The organism is Burkholderia sp. AcTa6-5, from assembly GCF_017815075.1.
Taxonomy (GTDB): Bacteria; Pseudomonadota; Gammaproteobacteria; order Burkholderiales; family Burkholderiaceae; genus Burkholderia; species Burkholderia sola.
The window spans coordinates 183,957-202,433 of the sequence record NZ_JAGIQE010000005.1; the positions used below are offsets into that span (position 1 = coordinate 183,957).

The following is an 18,477-nucleotide window of genomic DNA, read 5'->3' on the forward strand; positions in this document are numbered from 1 at the left end:
TTATTCGATTGTTTTTCCCATTGTCAGCCGGATGTCGCGTGGACCCTCATACGCGCATCGGCCGTGCGCCATCAAGAGGTTGTCGATGATCAGCACATCGTCTTTCTGTAGGGGCAGCTTGCGTTCGCAGTGCCGATGGGCCGCGCGCAGGTCGGCCAGCGCTTGCGGGTCGATCGGCGAGCCGTCTCCGTAAAACGACGCGTGAGGAAGGTAACTGTCTCCGTATAGCGTGCGCAGGCCGTCGCGAATGCCGCTGGGCAGGCTGCTCTCGTGGAAGAACAAAGCATGATTGAACCAGCACGCGTCGCCCGTGACGGGATGCGTCGCGACGGCTTGCGCGACGCGGGACAGGCTGACGCGCTCGTCCGAGCGCCAGACGACCTTGTAACCGGCGGCGCGGCAGAGGGCGTCGACTTCCTCGCGCCGGTCGCACTGAAACACGTACTGCCACGCCATGCCGAGCGGCGGGCCGAGTTCGCGCCGGTACAGCACCCCCTTGCGCAGGAACGTATCGCGCAGCGCGGGCGGAAGCCGGGCGAGCACGCGGCGGGAATCGGCCAGCAGCGTTTCGCCCCCCGACGGCGCGGGGCGCGCGCACCAGAAGAACAGCGTTCCCGGCCAGCGATGCGCATAAGCGTTTTCATTGTGCAGATCGATGCGCTGGTGAGACGGGTATTCCGTCGCCGTATACAACGTGTCGCTCAACCGGGTGCGCGGTGTAGACCGTTCGGTGTATTGAACGAGCTCCCCGCACAAGTCGGTCGCGACGCGCGCGAGTCCGGCGGCGGTGACGTCGGAGAACCCCCTGAGCAGTACGGCGCCGTGGCGCCGAACAAGCTCGACGAGCGTGCGTTGCTGGTTCTCGATGACGGTCGCAAGCGACACGCCGGGATGATTCGGTTCGATTCTCGGCACCGGGCAGTCCGGCGCTTGCGCGACGACACGCAATGCGACGCGCGTCGTCGCCAACGGCTGGCGGTGCGCGTTGCGTAGGTGTGCGAGCAAGGCGGGCGCGCTTGAAGGCGGCGCGTCGCCACGGATGCGTTGCGTGGACAGCGTGTGCCGTTCCTCGCGCACGTCGACCATGGCGGGTAGCCGCTCGAGCACGCCCAGGTAGGTTTCCCACAGCGTGCGGATCGCCTCGGCCGAATATCGGACACTGTCGAATACGATGCTTCCCGAGAACCGGTCCGCGTCGCGCGCGATATTGATGAGAATGCCAAACTTTGCGACGCGTGGCGGCAGGGACCGCTCGACGATGTGAAAACCCGGTACGGTGGCGGGTTCGCGCGCCTCATTGAGGACGAACTTGACGTCGAACAGCGCTGTGCCGGCCCGTTTCGTCAATGTGCGCGACAACGCGACGAGCCGCTCGTAAGGATACTCTTGATGGCTGAACGCCCCGGAGAGGTGTGCTTGGCAGGCTTGCAGAACGTCGTCGAGGCCGCCCGCGTCCGGCACGCGTATCGAGAGCAGCAGCTGGTTCACCATCATGCCCGGAATGTGCTCGAATTCCGGACGCTGCCGGTTGCGCGCGTCGGTCGCGATCGTGACGGGTCCGTCGGGATTGTTTTGCTTCAGCACGAGGCAGAGCGGTGCGATCAGCACGGCCAGCTCGCCGACGTGGTGGTCGGCGACTAGTTCGCCGACGATCCGCGTGGCGACGGCACCGATTTCGATGCGCAAGTGACCGGCCGGGGGCGGGCCGGGGCGCGGCGACGCGCCCGCCGCGCCGGTGGGCGGCGCGGCACGGCCACTGGCGAGCCGGTCGCTCCAGAAGGCTTCCAGCGCCTCGCGGCGGGTGTCGACGCGGCGGCGTTGCCAGTCTGCGAAATCGATATATTGCCAATGGGCTTCGGCCGCGTCCACGCAGTGGCCGCCCGCGGCGCGTTGGTAGTGCCGCAGCAGCTCGTCTAGCACGAGCCGCAATGTCACGCCGTCGCTCACGACATGATGGATGGCGATGCAGAAGCGATGGTCGTTCGCCCCGGCAGGCAGCAGGAGCGCACGAATGACTCGGCCGCCGGCCAGGTCGAACGGCTCGTCGACGAACGCGCGCAGGATGCGCTCGTGTTGCGCCGCTTCCGCCTCGACGATGCGAAAGTCGGGCGGTACGACGTCGCGCCATACCTGCAGGTAGTCTCCGGCTTCGAACCGGTAGGCGGTCGTGAAGACTCGGTGACGTTGCAGCAGCGCGGCAAACGCGCGCCGCAGACTGTCGGTCGAGAGCGGACCTTCGAGGTCGAGCACGACGTGATCGTGATACGCGCCGTGAGCGGCATCCTCCATCGCGTCCAGAATGAGCATCGCACGCTGCGCGAAGGACGTCGCGTATTCACGTTGGCGTGGGACGCGCGTCAACGTGCATTCGAACGCGCGAGCGCCGTGGGCGAGGATCGAGCGAAGATGGCCCGCGGGTGTCGGCGAACGGTAGAAGTCCCTCAGCGTCACCTCGACGCCGAAGCGGGCGTTGGCTTGTGCGAGAACCTGCAGCGCGATCAACGAATTGCCGCCCGCGCGATGAAAGTCCTGAATGGCGTCGAATCCGGGCAGCGCCGTGCGCCAGATATCGAGTAACTCGGCGAACACGGCGCGCGAGTGCGGGGCATCGTCGTGCGCCGGCGTAGCCGACGGCGCGTTGGCGAGACTGTCGCGATGAAGGGCTTCGAGGCGTCGCGTATCGGTTTTTTGGCTTGTGGTGAGGGGAATCGACGGCACGAGGACAATGTCGCGCGGCTGGCTGCCGGTTTCCCAATAGTCGGCAAGATGGTCGCGCAAGTCGGCGACCAGTTCGTCGCTCGCCTGCTGGCGCGGCACGACGAACGCGACGACAACAGACTCCGCATCCGCCGTTGCCCCTGCGTAGCGATGCACGTACGCGTCCGCTACGGCGGCATGCCGCAACAGCGTGTCACGCAGCCCCATCAATTCGACGCGGTGCCCCTGGATCTTCACCTGGCTGTCGCGTCGACCGAGAAACGCCAGTGTGCCGGCAGCCGTGAGGCGGGCGTAGTCGCCCGTTGCATACAGCCGCGCGCCCGGCGGTCCGAACGGGTCGGGGATAAAGGCCTGCGCGGTGAGCGCCGGCTGGCGCCAGTATCCTTGCGAGACACCCGCGCCGCCGATGTGGATCTGCCCTTCGACGCCGTGTGGCACGAGGTTGAGCATGTCGTCGAGCAGATGGACTCGCACGCCCGCGAGCGGGAGGCCGATGCCGGGCGGCCCGGCGCGCCGCGCGAGAATCACGGCGCGCGTCGCCCAGATCGTCGCTTCGGTCGGGCCGTATAGATTCAGCAGTGTCGCGTCCGTCGCCGTTCGCGCTTGCCTTGCCAGGTCGTCCTCGAGGGCTTCTCCGCCGAGCGCCCAGCACGCGAGCGTTTCCAGTTCCGCGGGCAGGCCGTCGGGCCGGCCGAGAAGCAGCCGCGCCGCCGACGGCGTGCATTGCAGGTGCGTGGCCGGCGGCCTCAAAGCGTTCCCGGGGGCGGGGCGGCCGGCAGCGGCGCGGGCCGTCGCGAGCCGCTCGAGGCTTGCGAGAATGGCTTCGGTATCCGGACCGAAATCGATCAGGCAGGCGACTTCATCCACGCCGATCCGTGCGAGTTGCCGCAGCCTGCTGATGGCCGTCCGGGTTCCGCCAATCAGGCCGCGCTCGGCGATGAGCCGCCGGGCGGCGCTGTCGAACAGCTCGCTTTCCGTTTGCGCCGCATGAGTTTCATGCTCGGGCGCGAGGCTGCGCAGCGCGTTGCGCGCGCTGGCCAAGTAGCGCGCGAGAAACGGACGGGCGAGGGCGGCCGACGTTTCGTCGTCGGCGCCGACGTAGGTGTGAAGCAACAGCACGACGCGGCCGGGCCGGCCGGTGTCGCCTTGGCATGCTTGCCAGGTTTGGCGGTATCGCTCGATATTGCGCGACAACTGCGCCACGTCCTGTTCGAGCAGGTGGGTGAGCACGTCGAGCCCCTGTTGGGCCGCGAATTCGAATTGCTCAGGACGATTCGATACCGTCATCGCGAGCGGGATGTCGACGTGTGGCGCGAGCGGCATGCGTGCCTCGAAATAGCGTCCGTCGGCATCGCAAAACGGGACCGGCTCGCCGCGCCACAACATTTTCAGGTCGCGCAGCTGCTGAGCCACGGTGTCGGCGCGCTCCGCGTTTGGGCGTGCGGCGAGCATGAAATCGGCCGGATTCCATCCAGACGCAATCGAGATACCGGCGCGTCCGCGCGACAGGCGTGCGATGGTGGCCCAATCCTCCGCCAGTCGGACGGTGTGGTGCAGCGGCCCGATCGCGCTGCCGGCGCGAATCGCGATGCGTTGCGTGAGTGCGGCAAGGTGCGCGCAAGTCAAGGCTGGATTGGAGAAAAAGCCGCCGAACGACGAAAAGTGGCGCTCCGGCGTCCACAGCGCGTGGAAGCCGTGTCGATCAGCCCATTGGGCGGTGCGCTCGAGCAACTGAAGATGATCGTCCGGTTCGTAGAGGTCGGCCGAGCCGAAGTAGAAGACGCCCAGCGCCGGGAGCGGACCGGCGTCCTCGCGCGTGCGCGGCGCGCGCGACGCGCACAACGAAGCCAGCGTGTCCACCCTGACCCGGAAGCCCCGACTCATGGCCCACAGCAGCTCGAGGGCCGAAATGTCGAACGACAGGTTCGATACGGCAAGCCAGACGTCAGCCTGGGTGCGGGGCACGGCCTCGTCCATCGCCGCGCAGAATGCATTCAGGTTGGCGTGCGAGACGAGCACGCCCTTCGGGCGCCCCGTCGATCCCGACGTATAGAGCAGATAGGCCGGCAGCAAGGCGGGCGGCGTCGAATGCGCGAGCGCGGCGTCCATGGGCGGCTCGGCGAGCCATGGTGAGATGACGTGCCAGTTTCCCGGCAGATCCCGCACGGGGGCGTCCGCAAGCAACCAGTCGGGTGCGGCGTCGTCGAGGATGAGGCGCAGCTTGGCGTTCGGCAGATCCCGCGCCAGCGGCACGTAGGTCAAGCCGAGCGCGAGACAAGCCCAAATCGCGCTCAGGGTCGCTTGATTCCGCTCGCCGAGAATCGCGACGCGCTCGCCCGACATGGCGCCAAGCCGGTCGAGCGCGGCGACGACCGACGCGATGCCATCGCACATCTGGGCGAACGTCAGCGCCGTTCCCTGCGCTTCGAGCGCTATCGCATCCGGCCGGCGTGCCGCGCGGTCCAACAGCGCGCGCATCAACGATGCGTCCGAGCGAGCGGCCCGGTCTGGTCCGACGAGCGTGGACAGTGGCAGGGCGTCGGCGAGCCGTTGCTCGACGGAGGCTTCGGGATGGGCGATGTCCTCGCACAGCGCATCGATCGCCATGCGAAAGCCCGCGACGAACTGCTCGATGCTCGCCTCGCGATAAAGCATCGTATCGTATTCGACCCATAGGTCGAGACAGCCTTCGCTTTCGGCCACGTAGACGCTGAGATCGAACTTTGCGTTGCCGGTTTCGACATCGAGCGGCTTCAGCGCCACGTCGCCGAGCCGCATGGGCGGCAACGGGTTGTTCTGGAAGGCGAAAAGAATGGACGGTTCGCGCGATACCACGTGCGGAACGTGTTGCGCGATGCTGTAGAGCGAAACCGCACCATGACGCAGCAGTTCCCGGACGGTCGCCGCCACCTCGGCGACGTACTGGGCGGTTGGCCGGCCCGCTTCGAAGCGATGCCGGACCACCACCGTGTTGGCGAGGTAGCCGACGACCTGCTGCCGCGCGGACTCGTTGCGATTGGCGATGAGCGTCGCGATCGCGACGTCGGGGCTTGCGCAGCGCTGCGACAGATACAGCAGGAACCCCGTCAAGACGAGTTGGTAGCGCGTGACGCACAGTTTGCCGGCCGACGCATGCAGCGCTGCCGGCACGCCGTCGAAACGACGGCGCAGCGTGCGGCCCCGGCGGGAGCCGCGGCGCGGCGCTGGCGCAGGCGCGTCGTACGGCAGCTGTGTCCAGCTCACCTCGGCCAACCGGCGTTTCCAATAGTCGAGCGATGCGAGATAGGCCGGTGTTTCGGTCGCGCCAAGCGCGTGCGCCACGTAGTCGTCTATCCGGTAGCGGGCATGGGACGCTCCAGCATGTCGAGATTCGACTCCGCTCGAGGTACAGGCACGGTAGTTCGCCGCGATGTCATCGAGCAGGATGCCCAGCGACCACCCATCCATCACCATGTGGTGGAAGCAGAGCAGGAGGATGAATTGTCCGGGCGCCAGCGCGAGCAGGCTGGCGCGCAACAGCGGACCCGTTTCCAGATTGAAGGCGCGCCGGGCCTCTTCGCGAGCCAGCCGATCGAGCGCGTCTTCGCGCGCGGCCTCGTCAAGCGCGGTCAGGTCGTAGCGCCGCAACGGCATCGCGCGTCGCGCGTCGATTGTGCAAACGGGCGCGCCATTTACGCTCGGAAAACGCATGCGCAGGCTGTCGTGAGAATCGACGGCGTGCTGCAGGCAGACGCGAAGCGCGTTTTCGTCCAGCGGACCCGATAGCCGAAGCGCGCTGAGGTGATGGTAGGCGGAATCCCCGGGAGTGCGCCGCTCAAGCGCCCAAAGACGCCGCTGCCCTAAAGTCAGGGGAAGCGTTCTGGCGCAAGTTGGACCTGGCGCGTCCGCCATTGGGTGAGGCGCGATCATGAATGGGGCTCGGGTTCGCGAAATGGAAGGCGACCGAAGTCAGAGACGCAATGGCGCCAGTTGAACAAACGGAATGGCTGACTTCAGTCCAGTTGCATGACTTGAAATACATTGCCTTCGGGATCGAGGCCGTCATACATCTGATATGCAAAGCCCTCATAGCGCTTCATCTCTTGTACTGCGACGCCGTCGCCCGCGAGTTGTTCGCGATGCTCGGCGATTCCCGCCGCAATCGAGAAAACGAACTTTGCATTGGTGCCGCGGCGATTGGGCGTTGCACGTTTCTGGTACGCCTCTCCGGCGAGATGCAGCGCCAGTTCGACCGCTCCTGCCTTGAACACCACCCATTCGCCGTCTATTTCCTCGATGACCGGCAGATTGAAATATCGCTGATAGAACGATTTAAGCAGCGCAACGTCGTGAACGTAAAGAATCACCCGCGTTATGGCAAGTGTCATTGGGCCTCCTGTCACGTCGGATAAATGGTGGGTGACCGTATTTCAGTCACGCGGTAGAGTAGCCGATCAATTTGTGATTGGCAATAGCAATGAGAATGATTTGCATCTCCAATTTGATATGTAATACACTGACAGGCTTGTAAGTGTCATGAACCGAAGCGGGCCGTTTAAGCACATGCGGCGGCCCGGAGAAAAAGGCGCGTTGTTTTGCGGGGTTTGCGGCTGGTGGGGCGCCGCGAGCAATATGTCCATTGCAATAACGCCTAAAGCCTAAAGCCGTACGCGTTGACGTGCACAACTTCGAAAGCAAGGTTGAATCGGCATGCAAGACAATCAGGGCCAAGCGTCACTTGACGAACACGGGTTGATCGCCGTCGTCGGCTTGGCATGCCGTTTTCCGGGCGTCAGCGATGTTCTGGCGTTCTGGCGTTTCTTGCTGGAGGGCCGCACCAGCATTCGCATGGTGTCGGACGAGGCGTTGCGCGTTGCCGGCGTGACGCCGGAAACCCTCGCCGATGCCGCGTATGTCCGCGCCAATGGCAGCCTTGACGATGCGCTTGATTTCGATGCCGCGTTTTTCGGGTATGCGCCCGAAGAAGCGGCGTTGCTGGATCCGCAGCAGCGAATCTTTCTCGAGACATGCTGGCACGCGCTCGAGGACGCGGCGCTTGCGCGCGAGCAGGACCCGCGCATTGGCGTATATGGCGGTGTCGGCTTCAATACCTATGTTCTCACGCATCTGGCGAGCGACGCGCCCGGATGGGACGGACTCGACCGCTGGCGCGCCGGCATTGCCAACGACAAGGACACGGCCACATCGCGAGTGGCCTACAAGCTCGGCTTGAATGGTCCCGCCGTCACGGTGCAGAGTGCTTGCTCGACCTCGCTCGTCGCCGTGCATTTGGCCTGTCAGGCGATCCTGGACGGTGACTGCGACGTCGCATTGGCGGGCGGCGCAAGTGTCCATTTCCCGTTGGGGCGGGGTTACCAGTACTTTCCCGATGGCATCGAGGCGAAGGACGGCGTTTGCCGGCCTTTTTCGCGCGATTCCGGGGGGACGGTTTTTAGCGACGGCGCGGGCGTGATCGTGCTGCGGCGATACGTGGATGCGCGAGCGGCTGGAGACCGCGTCTACGCCGTGATTCGCGGTTCGGCCATCAACAACGACGCGTCCGACAAGGCGGGCTTCGCCGCGCCGAGCGTGCGCGGCCAGACCGAGGTGATCCGCATGGCGCACGCGGTGGCCGGCGTGACGGGCGACGATATCGATTACGTCGAGGCGCATGGCACCGGCACTGCGGTCGGCGACCGCATCGAATTGCGCGCGCTCGAGCAGGCGTTTGGCGCGGCCGGATCGCCCGAGCGACGCTGCCTCCTCGGCGCGGTTAAAAGCAACCTCGGACATACGGACAACGCGGCCGGTGTCGCGGGGCTCATCAAGGTCGCGCTGAGCCTGCATCACGGCGTCTTGCCGCCGACGCTGAATGTCTCCGGCGAAACGGCCGCGCTTCCGCTCGACGGGCGATTCGAGCTTTGCGACCGCCTCGCGCCGTGGCCGCGGGCGACGCGTCCACGGCTGGCGGGGGTCAGCTCGTTCGGCATCGGTGGAACGAACGCACACGTCGTGCTGGAGGAGGCGCCGGACACCGGTATCGCCGCGCGAGGCAGCGGCCGGGACGTCGCCATGCAGGTGATTCCGGTCGTCGCGCCGGACGCCGATTCGCTCCAGCGCTACGCGAACGTGGTGCTGGCGGCGGTGCGCGCCGAGCCGGCCGCCGCGCTGCCTGAAATCGCCCATTCCATGCAAGGCCGGCCAGGCCGGGGACGATATCGTCGCGCATTGCTGGTGCGCCACGACGGTGCCGACGGCGACGTCTCCCATTGCTCGGTCGAGGCGGCGGGTCCAGTGCTCGACGTCGCTCCCGACGTCGTATGGGTGTTCTCCGGCGAGCCCATTCCGTTCGGCGGGGCAGGCGCGACGTCCTATCGCAACGCACCCGCGTTCGCGGCGCAGGTCGACCGGCTGCTCACCCGGCTCGACGCCGACACGGCGACCCACGTTCGCCGATGGTTGCTCGGCGGGAGCGACCCATCCCCGCGCACTGACGGCGGGTGCATCGAGTATTTGGCGGCATTCGTATACGGGTATGCGCTTGCGCAGCATTACCGGGCGTGCGGCGTGACGCCCCGCGCGTTGATGGGCCACGGCTGTGGCGAACTGGTCGCCGCGGCCGTGGCCGGCGTGTTTTTGCCCGAGGAGGCGCTTGAATTGGCGCGGCGGCGCACTACCTCGGCACTCGAGGTCGCTTCGGTCGCCGCGTTTCTGGCGAACGTCGAGCCGCGTTGTCCGGTGATTCCGATCGCGTCGTGCATCACGGGCGACTGGCTGACGCAGGACGACGCGCGCCGGCCGTCCCACTGGACGACCCAGTCGCGTGAACCGGCGGGGTTTTCCGAGCCCGTTCGGATCGCGTTGTCCGGCGCGGCGACGATCTGTCAACATATGGGGGGCGGGGCTGGGCCGGACGCGGGCTTCGCTGGCCAAGTAAATGCGCTGTTCAAGCATGCGGTCATGTCGGATGCATTCGACGCCGCTGCGTGCGTGCGTCCTTTTGCCGAGCTATGGGTTCGCGGCGTCAGCATCGATTGGGAACGCCTCCATCCGCATCGTCCGAGCAAGACGTCGGTCCCCGGCTATCCATTCCAGCGAATCGCGCTGGCCTATCGGCCCAAGCTCGACGCGCGGCGATCGCAGGCGGGGCCGGGCGTGCATCTCGGGCATCTGCATTGGCTGCGCGATGCGCGCCGCGTGCCCGCGGCCGGCGCGCTCGGTCCGATACTGCTCGTCGCCACGGCGCCTCCGCCTGAGGGCCTGCTCGGCAGTCTCGCGGCGCTGGGCCCGCTCGAGGTATGGACAGATGCTCGCATCGATGCCGGTTTCGGCGCCCCGGTGGCGGCGTCGCGGCGCTTTGACTTCGCGTCCGTTGCGGACTGGCGACGCGCGTGGGCAGCGCACCCCCACGCATCCACGACCCTCGTCTATTTCGACGGAGCGGGCGATGCCGCGCTTCCATTCGATGAATCGCTGGCATGCGCGCTTGCGTTCGCCAGCGCGATCGCGGCGAGGGTGGCCGACGGAGGGGGAACGTTCCATGTCCATTGGATCTCGTCAGGCCTGTCCGGTGCCGATGGTGCTTCACCCGTGGCCGACCGGGCCGGGCTGTGGGGGCCTGCGCGCGTGCTGCCCCAGGAGACGCCGGGCGTCGCGTGCCGGGTGTACGACATCGTCGACGCTGCCGAGCGCGTCGAGCAGGATGCGTCCTGGCGGACCGTCGCCGCGCTGATCGCGGCTGGCGCGCCGAAGGAGCAGGACGGCGAGGGCGAATTCACGGCATTCGCCGTGCGCGGCGGACGGGTGTTCACGCCGCGCGTCGATGCCGAGGTGGAACTGGTCGGCGACGATGCGGCGGCGCCCACACTGCGCACCGGCGGCACCTATGTGGTGACGGGCGGCGCGGGCGGCGTCGGGCGATCGCTGGCGGCGTGGCTTGCGAGCGCGTATCGCGCACGCGTGCTCGTCTGCGGGCGAACCGCGCCGGCCATGCTCGACGAATGGGCCGCCTTTTGCGACGCGTATCCGTCCGTCACGTATGTCCAGGCCGACGTCGAAAGCGACGCGCAGCTTGCGCGGCTGGGCGAGCGGATCGACGGCGGCTTGAATGCCGTCCACGGCGTCTTTCATTGCGCGGGGGCCATCGGCGAAGGCGTTCTCCTGGCGAAGGACGTCGCCCAGGCGCGGCAGCGCTGCGCCGCCAAAGTGCGGGGCGTGCAGGCGCTATGCCGCGTCTTCGCGCGCGTTCCGCTCGATTTCATGGTGCTGTTCAGCTCGGTCAACGGTTGGCTGGGCGGCGTCGGGCAAGCCGAATATTGCTCGGCGAACGCGTATCTCGACGCGTTCGCGCGAAGCGGCGCGGCGCCGTGGCGCATGCTGTCGCTCGCCTGGGACACGTGGCTGGATACCGGAATGGCGCGGCGCTTCCCCGGGGGGCGAGGCGCGCGACGTGCCACGGACGGCCCGCTCAGCGGCGCCGACGGCACGCGGCAGACCGTGACGTTGTCAAGCGGGTCGTGGCTGTTGCACGAACACCGGGTCGACGGTGTTGCGCTGCTGCCCGGAACCACCCACCTCGCGCTGTTGTTGCGCGCGGCGGAGCAAGGGGGGCGCGATGCTGATCTGAGCGACGTCGCATTGCTGGCGCCCACGCTGGTGCCGGACGGGGCCGATGTCGCGCTGTCGGTGTCGCGGCTGGGCGCTCACGAGGTGCTCGATGTCCGCGATGCGAGCGGCACGGTGTTCTGCACGGCTGTCGCGGCAGTGCAGCCGCCGCGCCTTCAGGCCGTCATCGCGCCCGAACGGAGCGCGGCCTTCTCGGACGGGCGGGCGGTGCCGTGCGCGGTCCCGCGCCCGGCTCGGCTCAAGCTCGGCACGCGCTGGAGTTGCCTGGGAGAAGTCAGCCGGTACGGCGATGCCTATCGCGTGGAACTGCGGGGAGACGCGCTCGCCCCCGATTTTGGCGAATGGCCGTGGCATCCTGCGGTGATGGATGCCGCCATGGCGCCGATCCAGTTATGCGCGCCGTCCTTCTCCGTGCCGGTCGCATTCCAGCGAGTGCGGGCGTTTGCGTCGCTCGCCGCCGCGCGTTACGGCTATGTCGAGATTCGCGAAGCGACACCGTCGGGCGTAGTCGCCGACGTGTGCGTGACCGACGCGCGCAATGGCCTGCTGTTAGCGATGTCCGGCGTGCGTTTCGCGCCGCTCGACGAGCGTGTGCTGCCTGCGCTGGCGATCGCGGGCGATGCCTTTTCCCACGGGTTGCCGGCATCGACAGCGCTCGGCTGGCTCGAACGCATCGTCGAACGCAGCGCGATCGAAACGTGGATGGTCGCCGCATCTCCCATCGCCGTGCTCGCGAGCCGGATCGAGCAGCGCGCACGGCGGTATCGTGCGAGATTCGCGGGCCTGCCGGCCTGCGACGCGCAGGCCGCTGGCGAACGCGCGGCGTTGCCCGAGGCAACGCTATGCGATATCGTCGCGCGCCACCTCGGCTTCGAGTCGGTGTCCGCGGACGCCAACTTCTTTTCGCTCGGCGGCGATTCGCTCAGCGGCTTGCTCGTGATTGAAAGCGCACAAAAGGCCGGACTCACGGTGTCGCTCGCGGACCTCTATCGCGCGCGCACGATCGGCGAGCTAGCCACGCTGAACGGTTCGGCGCGCCCTGTCCGCACGGTGCGTCGCGCCGAACCGTTCACGCTGCTGCGCGACGATGATCGCCGCCGCGTGCCCGTCGGCGCCGTCGACGCATTTCCGCTGTCGGCGTTGCAGACGGGCGTCGTGTACTACCGGTCCCGCTACGGCGACACGCACCTCTATCGCGACGTGCTTTGGGTCGACGTCGAGGCCGCCGTGGCATTCGAGCGCGCGCATTTCGAGCAGGCCTGGTCGAGCTGCGTGGCGCGGCATCCGGTGCTGCGTACCCGCATTGACATTTCGCGATATAGCGAGCCGTTGCAAATCGTCGATCCGACGGGCGCCGCACCCGTGATCGTCGAGGCGCTGTCCGGAAGGACGGTGGGCGACTGGTTGGCCGAGCGCAATCCGAGCGCGTGCTATCCGGCGGGGCAGGCTGTCCGTTTGTTCGCGCTGACGGCGGGCCGCACGTTGCACGTTCTGATGCTGCTCGACGACGCGCTGCTTGACGGCTGGAGCGCGACGTCGCTGATGGCGGAGCTGCTGACGCAGTACGGCCGCTTGGTCGCCGGCCATGCGCCCGAGCAGCGGACGCCGCCGGCGCTCTCCTTTCACGACTATGTTCGCCACGAGCGCGAAGTCGTCGCGAGCGGCGACGAGGCGCGCGCATTCTGGCGCGAACATCTGGGCGACTGCGTACCGAGCCGCGTGACGCGCAGCGTCCCGCCCGCGGGCGATCCGTCGCCCGACATCGCGATTCGCGAGATGCGCTTCGACGCGGCCGGCTGCGTCGATGCCGTTGCCCGCCTGCATCACGTGACGCCGAAGGTCGTGCTGCTCGCCGCGTATCTGAGGGCATTGTCGCTTTGGTGCGGGACGTTCGAAGTGACGGCCGGCCTGGAGACGCACACGCGCCTCGAGGCCGACGGCGGCGCCGACGTGTTGGGTCTGCATCTGAATACGCTGCCATTGCGTCACGTCTTTACGTCCATGTCCGTCAGCCGCTATCTCGCCGCGGTCGCGGAGGCCGAGGCGCAGGCGATCGTGCACCGACACCTGCCCTTGAGCGAGATGCAGCGGCACTGGTCCGTTCCGCTGTTCGACAATTGCTTCAACTACACGCACTTTCGCCAGCTCGAGGCGGTCGCGGACGGCCGCGCGAGCGGCCATGCATTACAGCTGCGCGGCTGCTTTGGCGAAGAGAAGACGCACTACCCGTTGAAGCTGTGGGTCGACCGGGACGCCACCACGGGTGCATACCGCCTTTATGTGGCTTTTGATCGCGTGCGGGTCGAGCCGGAGCACGCCGAGGCGATCGCCGCGCTGTTCGATGCGGTGTTGAGCGCGTTCGCGCGGACCCCCGACGCGGACGTGACGGCGATCGGCGTTGCGCGGAGCGCGACGACGGACCGCGCGCAAGCGTGGATGGCCGGCGCGTCGCCCGCCGTGCCGGCGCTCGGTGACCTGTTCGAGCGAGCCTGGGAAACCCATGCCACGCGTGTCGCAATACGTGACGGCAACGGCGAGTTCTCCTATCGAATGCTTGCGGTGTCGGTGCAGATCATGGCCCGGCGTCTTCGCGAGACGGGCCGCGCGCGCGGCGCAACCGTCGCGATCATGCTGCCGCGCTCGTTTCGCTGGGCCGTGGCGATGCTCGGCGCGATGAAGGCGGAGGCGACGGTCGTGTTGATCGATCCGCATCTTCCGGCCGCGCGCGTCGACGCGATGCTGCGTTTGAGCCAGGCGGCGCTCGTCATCGCCGATGAATGGGCAACGTGCGACGACTGCCGGCCTGGCCATGGCGTCGTGTCGATCGAGCCGGTCGACGTGATCACGGACCCGGATGATGTCGTGATCGAGCGATGGCCGCGGGTGGACGAAGTGCCGGCCTATCTGATCTTCACCTCGGGCAGCACGGGAGAGCCGAAGGGCGTCGTCGGCACGCGGGTCGGCTTGAGCAATCGCATCGCGTGGCAGCTGAAGCGATATCCGATCGAGTCCAGCGCCGTGTTCCTGTCGAAGACGGCGTCGAGCTTCGTCGACGTGTTCTGGGAAGTGCTCGGTCCTTTGTGCGCCGGCGCAACGCTCGTTTTGCCCGACGACGCCGAATGCCGCGATGCCGCGCGTATCGTCGGCCTGTTGCAGCGGCAGCGTGTCACGCACCTCGTGGTGGTGCCGACGCTGCTCGAATCGTTGTTGACGCAAATTGAGGCGCATGCGCCGCAGCGCGAGCTGGCGTTGCGCCAGGTATCCGTGAGCGGGGAGCCGTTGACGCGCGGGTTGGCGCGGCGCGCCCGTGCGCTGCTGCCCGCCGCCCAATTTTTGAACCTGTACGGCATGTCCGAAGCGGCGGCGGACGTCAGCGCCCTCGATCTGGACCAGTATGCCGACCGTGATGACGGCGGGCCGAGCGTTCCGGTTGGCGGGCCACTCGACAACGTGTGTCTTCACGTGCTCGATGCGGACCTCGAACCGGCGCGGCCGAGATGCGAGGGCGAGCTGTATGTGAGCGGCTTGGCGCTCGCGCACGGCTACCTCGGGCGGCCCGCGCTGACCGCGGCGCGCTTCGTGCCGAATCCGCGGGCGCGCGGGCCGTATGACACCCGCCTGTTCCGTACGGGAGACCGGGCGAGACTGGGTCCGGACGGCTTGGAAATCTTCGGTCGGCGCGACCGGCAGATCAAGGTGCGTGGGGTGCGCGTCGACCTCGACGGGGTCGAGGCGTGTCTCGAACGCTTGCTGCGGGTGCGGCGCGCCGCCGTGATCGAGCGTGACGGCGGGCTGGCGGCGTATCTGCAATGCTGGTCCGATCCCGATCCCGATCCCGATCCCGACGCGTGGCGGCTGGCGTTGCGCGAGCAACTGAGACCGGAGGAGCGCCCCACGCAGTTCTGGTGGCTGGAACATATGCCGCTGACGCCGTCCGGCAAGATCGATCGCGCGACGCTGTCGAGCGCGGCGGCGCGCCGCATCGAACGCGACGCCGTCATGCCGCTGGACGATGTGGCGACGACGCTGGCCGGCTTGTGGCGTGAACTGTTGCCCGGCGCGGAGGTCTTCGCCGACAGCCGCTTCGACGAGGTGGGGGGCCATTCGCTGTTGATGCTGCAGCTGGGCGGACTGATCGAACGGACCTTTGGCTGCCGATTGAGCGTTACGGAACTGCTTGCCGCGCCGACCTTGCGCGACGAGGCGCGGCTCGTGCGTGAGCGGCGCATTTCGTCGCGCGCCGCGGTGCCTCTCATCGGCGACCCGGCCGCCGAGTTCGTTTCGTTTGCGCCCACGCCGTTGCAGCAGGCGTATTGGATCGCACGCCATCAGTCGGGACCGGAGGGGGGCGGCAGCCACCTCTATCAGGAATGGACACTCCCGGATCTCGACCTCGGCCGCTTGACGCGCGCATGGAATCGACTGATCGCCCGCCACGGCATGCTTCGCGCCCGCTTTGGCAGCGATGGCCTGCTGTCGGTGCAACCCGTACGGTCGCACGACATCGACTGCCGGGACTTGCGCGGCCTCGAGACGGCGCAGCGCGAGGCGGTATTGTCGGATTGGCGTGACCGGCAAGCCTTCACCGCGTTTGCCGCCGACGGCGGCGAGTTGTTCGCGCTGCAGGCGTTCCGGCTTCCGGACGACATTCACATCCTGGTCGTCAAGGTCGACTTCCTAATTGCCGACGCGTGGAGCATGAGCATCCTCGCGCGCGAGCTATGGACCCTCTATCGGGATCCGGACGCGGCGTTGCCGCCGCTCGACATTTCCTTTCGCGACGTGCTCGAGCACCGGCGCCGACACGGCAATCCGGCCACGCGAGACGCGGCGCGGCGCTACTGGACCGACCGGCTGGCGTCCTTTCCCGAGATGCCGGCATTGCCCGTCCGCAGCGACTTCGGCGCACAGGCGACGGAGGTCCGGCGGCGCGCGGTAACGCTCGATGCCGATGCGCAGCGCGCGCTCACGACGCTTGCCGCCCGTATCGGCGTGCCGGCGAGCAGCCTGTTTCTGGCGGCCTATGCTGCGGTCTTGCAGCGCTGGTCGGAAAGCAAGGCGTTCTCCATCACGCTGACCGTGTTCGACCGGCCGCCCGTCCACCCTCACGTCAATCGGGTGGTCGGCGATTTCACGTCGGTTTCCTGGCTCGAAATCGATGGTGCGCCCGTCGCGTCGTTCTTCGCGTTTGCCCGCGCGGTTCATGCGCGCCTGCTCACGGATCTGGACTATCGCGAATACAGCGGCGTCGAGCTGGCCCGGGAAGCCCGGCGTGCGTCGATCGCAGCGGACACGATGCGCTACGTGTTCACGCATATTCCGGAACTCGACGGCGGGGTGGCGCCATTCGCGTCGATGGGCACGGAACGCTATCGGGTCACGCGCACAGCGGGCGTGTGGATCGACAACCAGGTGGTCGGCGAAGCCGGCTTGGTCCGATTGCACTGGGACGCCGTCGACGACCGATTCGCGCCGGGGGTCGTCGACGACATGTTCGCGGCTTACAGCGATCTCGTGACCGCGCTGATCGCGTGCGCGAACGATGCCGGTATCGACGAGGCCCGCGCGCCGGCGGTACGACTGCCCGCCTCCCAGCTCGCGCGCCGGTGCGCGATCGATCGCGAAGAGGCGCCCCATGAAGACTATCTGGCCGCGATCGCGTCCCGCTGTCGCGACATGCCCGAGGTGGTCGCCGTCATCGCCTCGGAAAGAGCCTTGTCGTATGGCGAGCTATGGACGCGCGCGTGGCGGCTTGCCGCGCGCTTGAAGCGCGAGGCTCCGAACGCGGCCTGCGTGGCGGTGCATATGGCGCCCGGCTGGCGCTACGTGGTCGCGGCGCTCGCCATTCAGCTGGCGGGCCTGCCTTATGTGCCGCTGTCGACGCGCTGGCCGCGTGCCCGCGTGGACGAAGTGATCGAAAAATACGGCATACGGCATGTGTTCTCGGACATGACGGACCCGCCCTGGCAGACGGACGCGTCGACGGTGCGGATATTCGCCGTGACCGGGCACGACCACGAGCCCGACGCGCCGGACTTCCGGCCCGTCTTCGATCCCGAGGCGCTCGCGTACGTGATGTTCACGTCCGGCAGCAGCGGCGAGCCGAAGGGCGTCATGATGCGCCGTCGCGCCGTCGCGAACACCTTGCGCGACATCCGGGCACGCCTGCGACTCGGCGAGAGCGACCGCGTGCTCGGATTGTCCGATCCCGGATTCGATCTGTCCGTGTTCGACATGTTCGGCACGCTGCTGTCCGGCGCGGCGCTCGTGATACCGGATGCGTCCGAGCGCATGGATCCGGCAGCGTGGTGGACGCTCTGCCGTACGCACCGCGTCACGATCTGGAACACCGCGCCCGCGCTGTTCGAGCTGCTTGCCGATTACGGGAAAGGGAAGACCGCGCGGATCGGAACCTTGCCGTTGCGCTGGGTGCTGCTGAGCGGCGACTGGATTGCCCTGCATCTGCCCGGCGTGCTGCGCGAGCTTGCGCCGGGCGCGCGGCTCCTGTCGCTCGGCGGTGCGACCGAGGCGGGCATCTGGTCGGTTTCCTTTCCCGTGACCACAGTGCGCGCGGACTGGGTCCGTATCCCGTACGGATTGCCGTTGCGCGGGCAACGCTGCGACGTGGTCGATGCCGCTGGCGCGTCCTGTCCCGACTGGGTCGCGGGCGAATTGACAATCGCGGGCGCGAGCCTGGGCGACGGGTACTGGCAGCGTCCCGATCTGAGCGCACGCGCATTCGTGGTCGACGCGAGCACGGGGGAGCGCCGCTATCGGACCGGCGACCTCGCGCGCTACCGCTCGGACGGTGTGATCGAGCTGCTCGGGCGCCTGGATTCGCAAGTCAAGATCGCGGGCCATCGGGTCGAATGCGCGGAGGTCGAGCATATCGTCGGCGCGTGCGCCGGCGTGTCCCGCGCGGTCGTGGTGCCTATCACGGGGCGCACCGGGGCCGTCGAGCTGCACGCCGTCCTGCATGCGGCGAACGATCTGCCGGCCGAGACCCTCAAGCAGCATTGCAGCGAACGCTTGCCGGAATGCATGGTGCCGCGGCATTGGCACCGCGACATGGACATACCCCTGAACGACAACGGCAAGATCGATCGTCGCGCGTTGCGCACGCGCATCGAGGCTGTACTCAAGGAGACCGGTTGA

Annotated in this window: 3 protein-coding genes; 1 reads left to right on the plus strand and 2 read right to left on the minus strand. The window is 67.6% G+C overall.

Annotated elements, in window-relative coordinates; translation table 11 throughout:
* Window positions 1-6,627 (minus strand): MupA/Atu3671 family FMN-dependent luciferase-like monooxygenase, encoded by a 6,627-nt coding sequence (locus tag J8I33_RS09400; RefSeq protein ID WP_348636004.1) that lies wholly within the window; start codon window positions 6,625-6,627, stop codon window positions 1-3.
* A gap of 83 nt (window positions 6,628-6,710) precedes the next feature.
* Window positions 6,711-7,085, minus strand: coding sequence for a VOC family protein (locus J8I33_RS09405; RefSeq protein ID WP_209934896.1), 375 nt, complete (start codon window positions 7,083-7,085; stop codon window positions 6,711-6,713).
* Window positions 7,086-7,407: 322 nt separating this feature from the next.
* Between J8I33_RS09405 and J8I33_RS09410 the strand changes: the two genes are divergently transcribed.
* Complete coding sequence (locus J8I33_RS09410; RefSeq protein ID WP_209934903.1) at window positions 7,408-18,477, plus strand: non-ribosomal peptide synthetase/type I polyketide synthase; 11,070 nt, start codon at window positions 7,408-7,410, stop codon at window positions 18,475-18,477.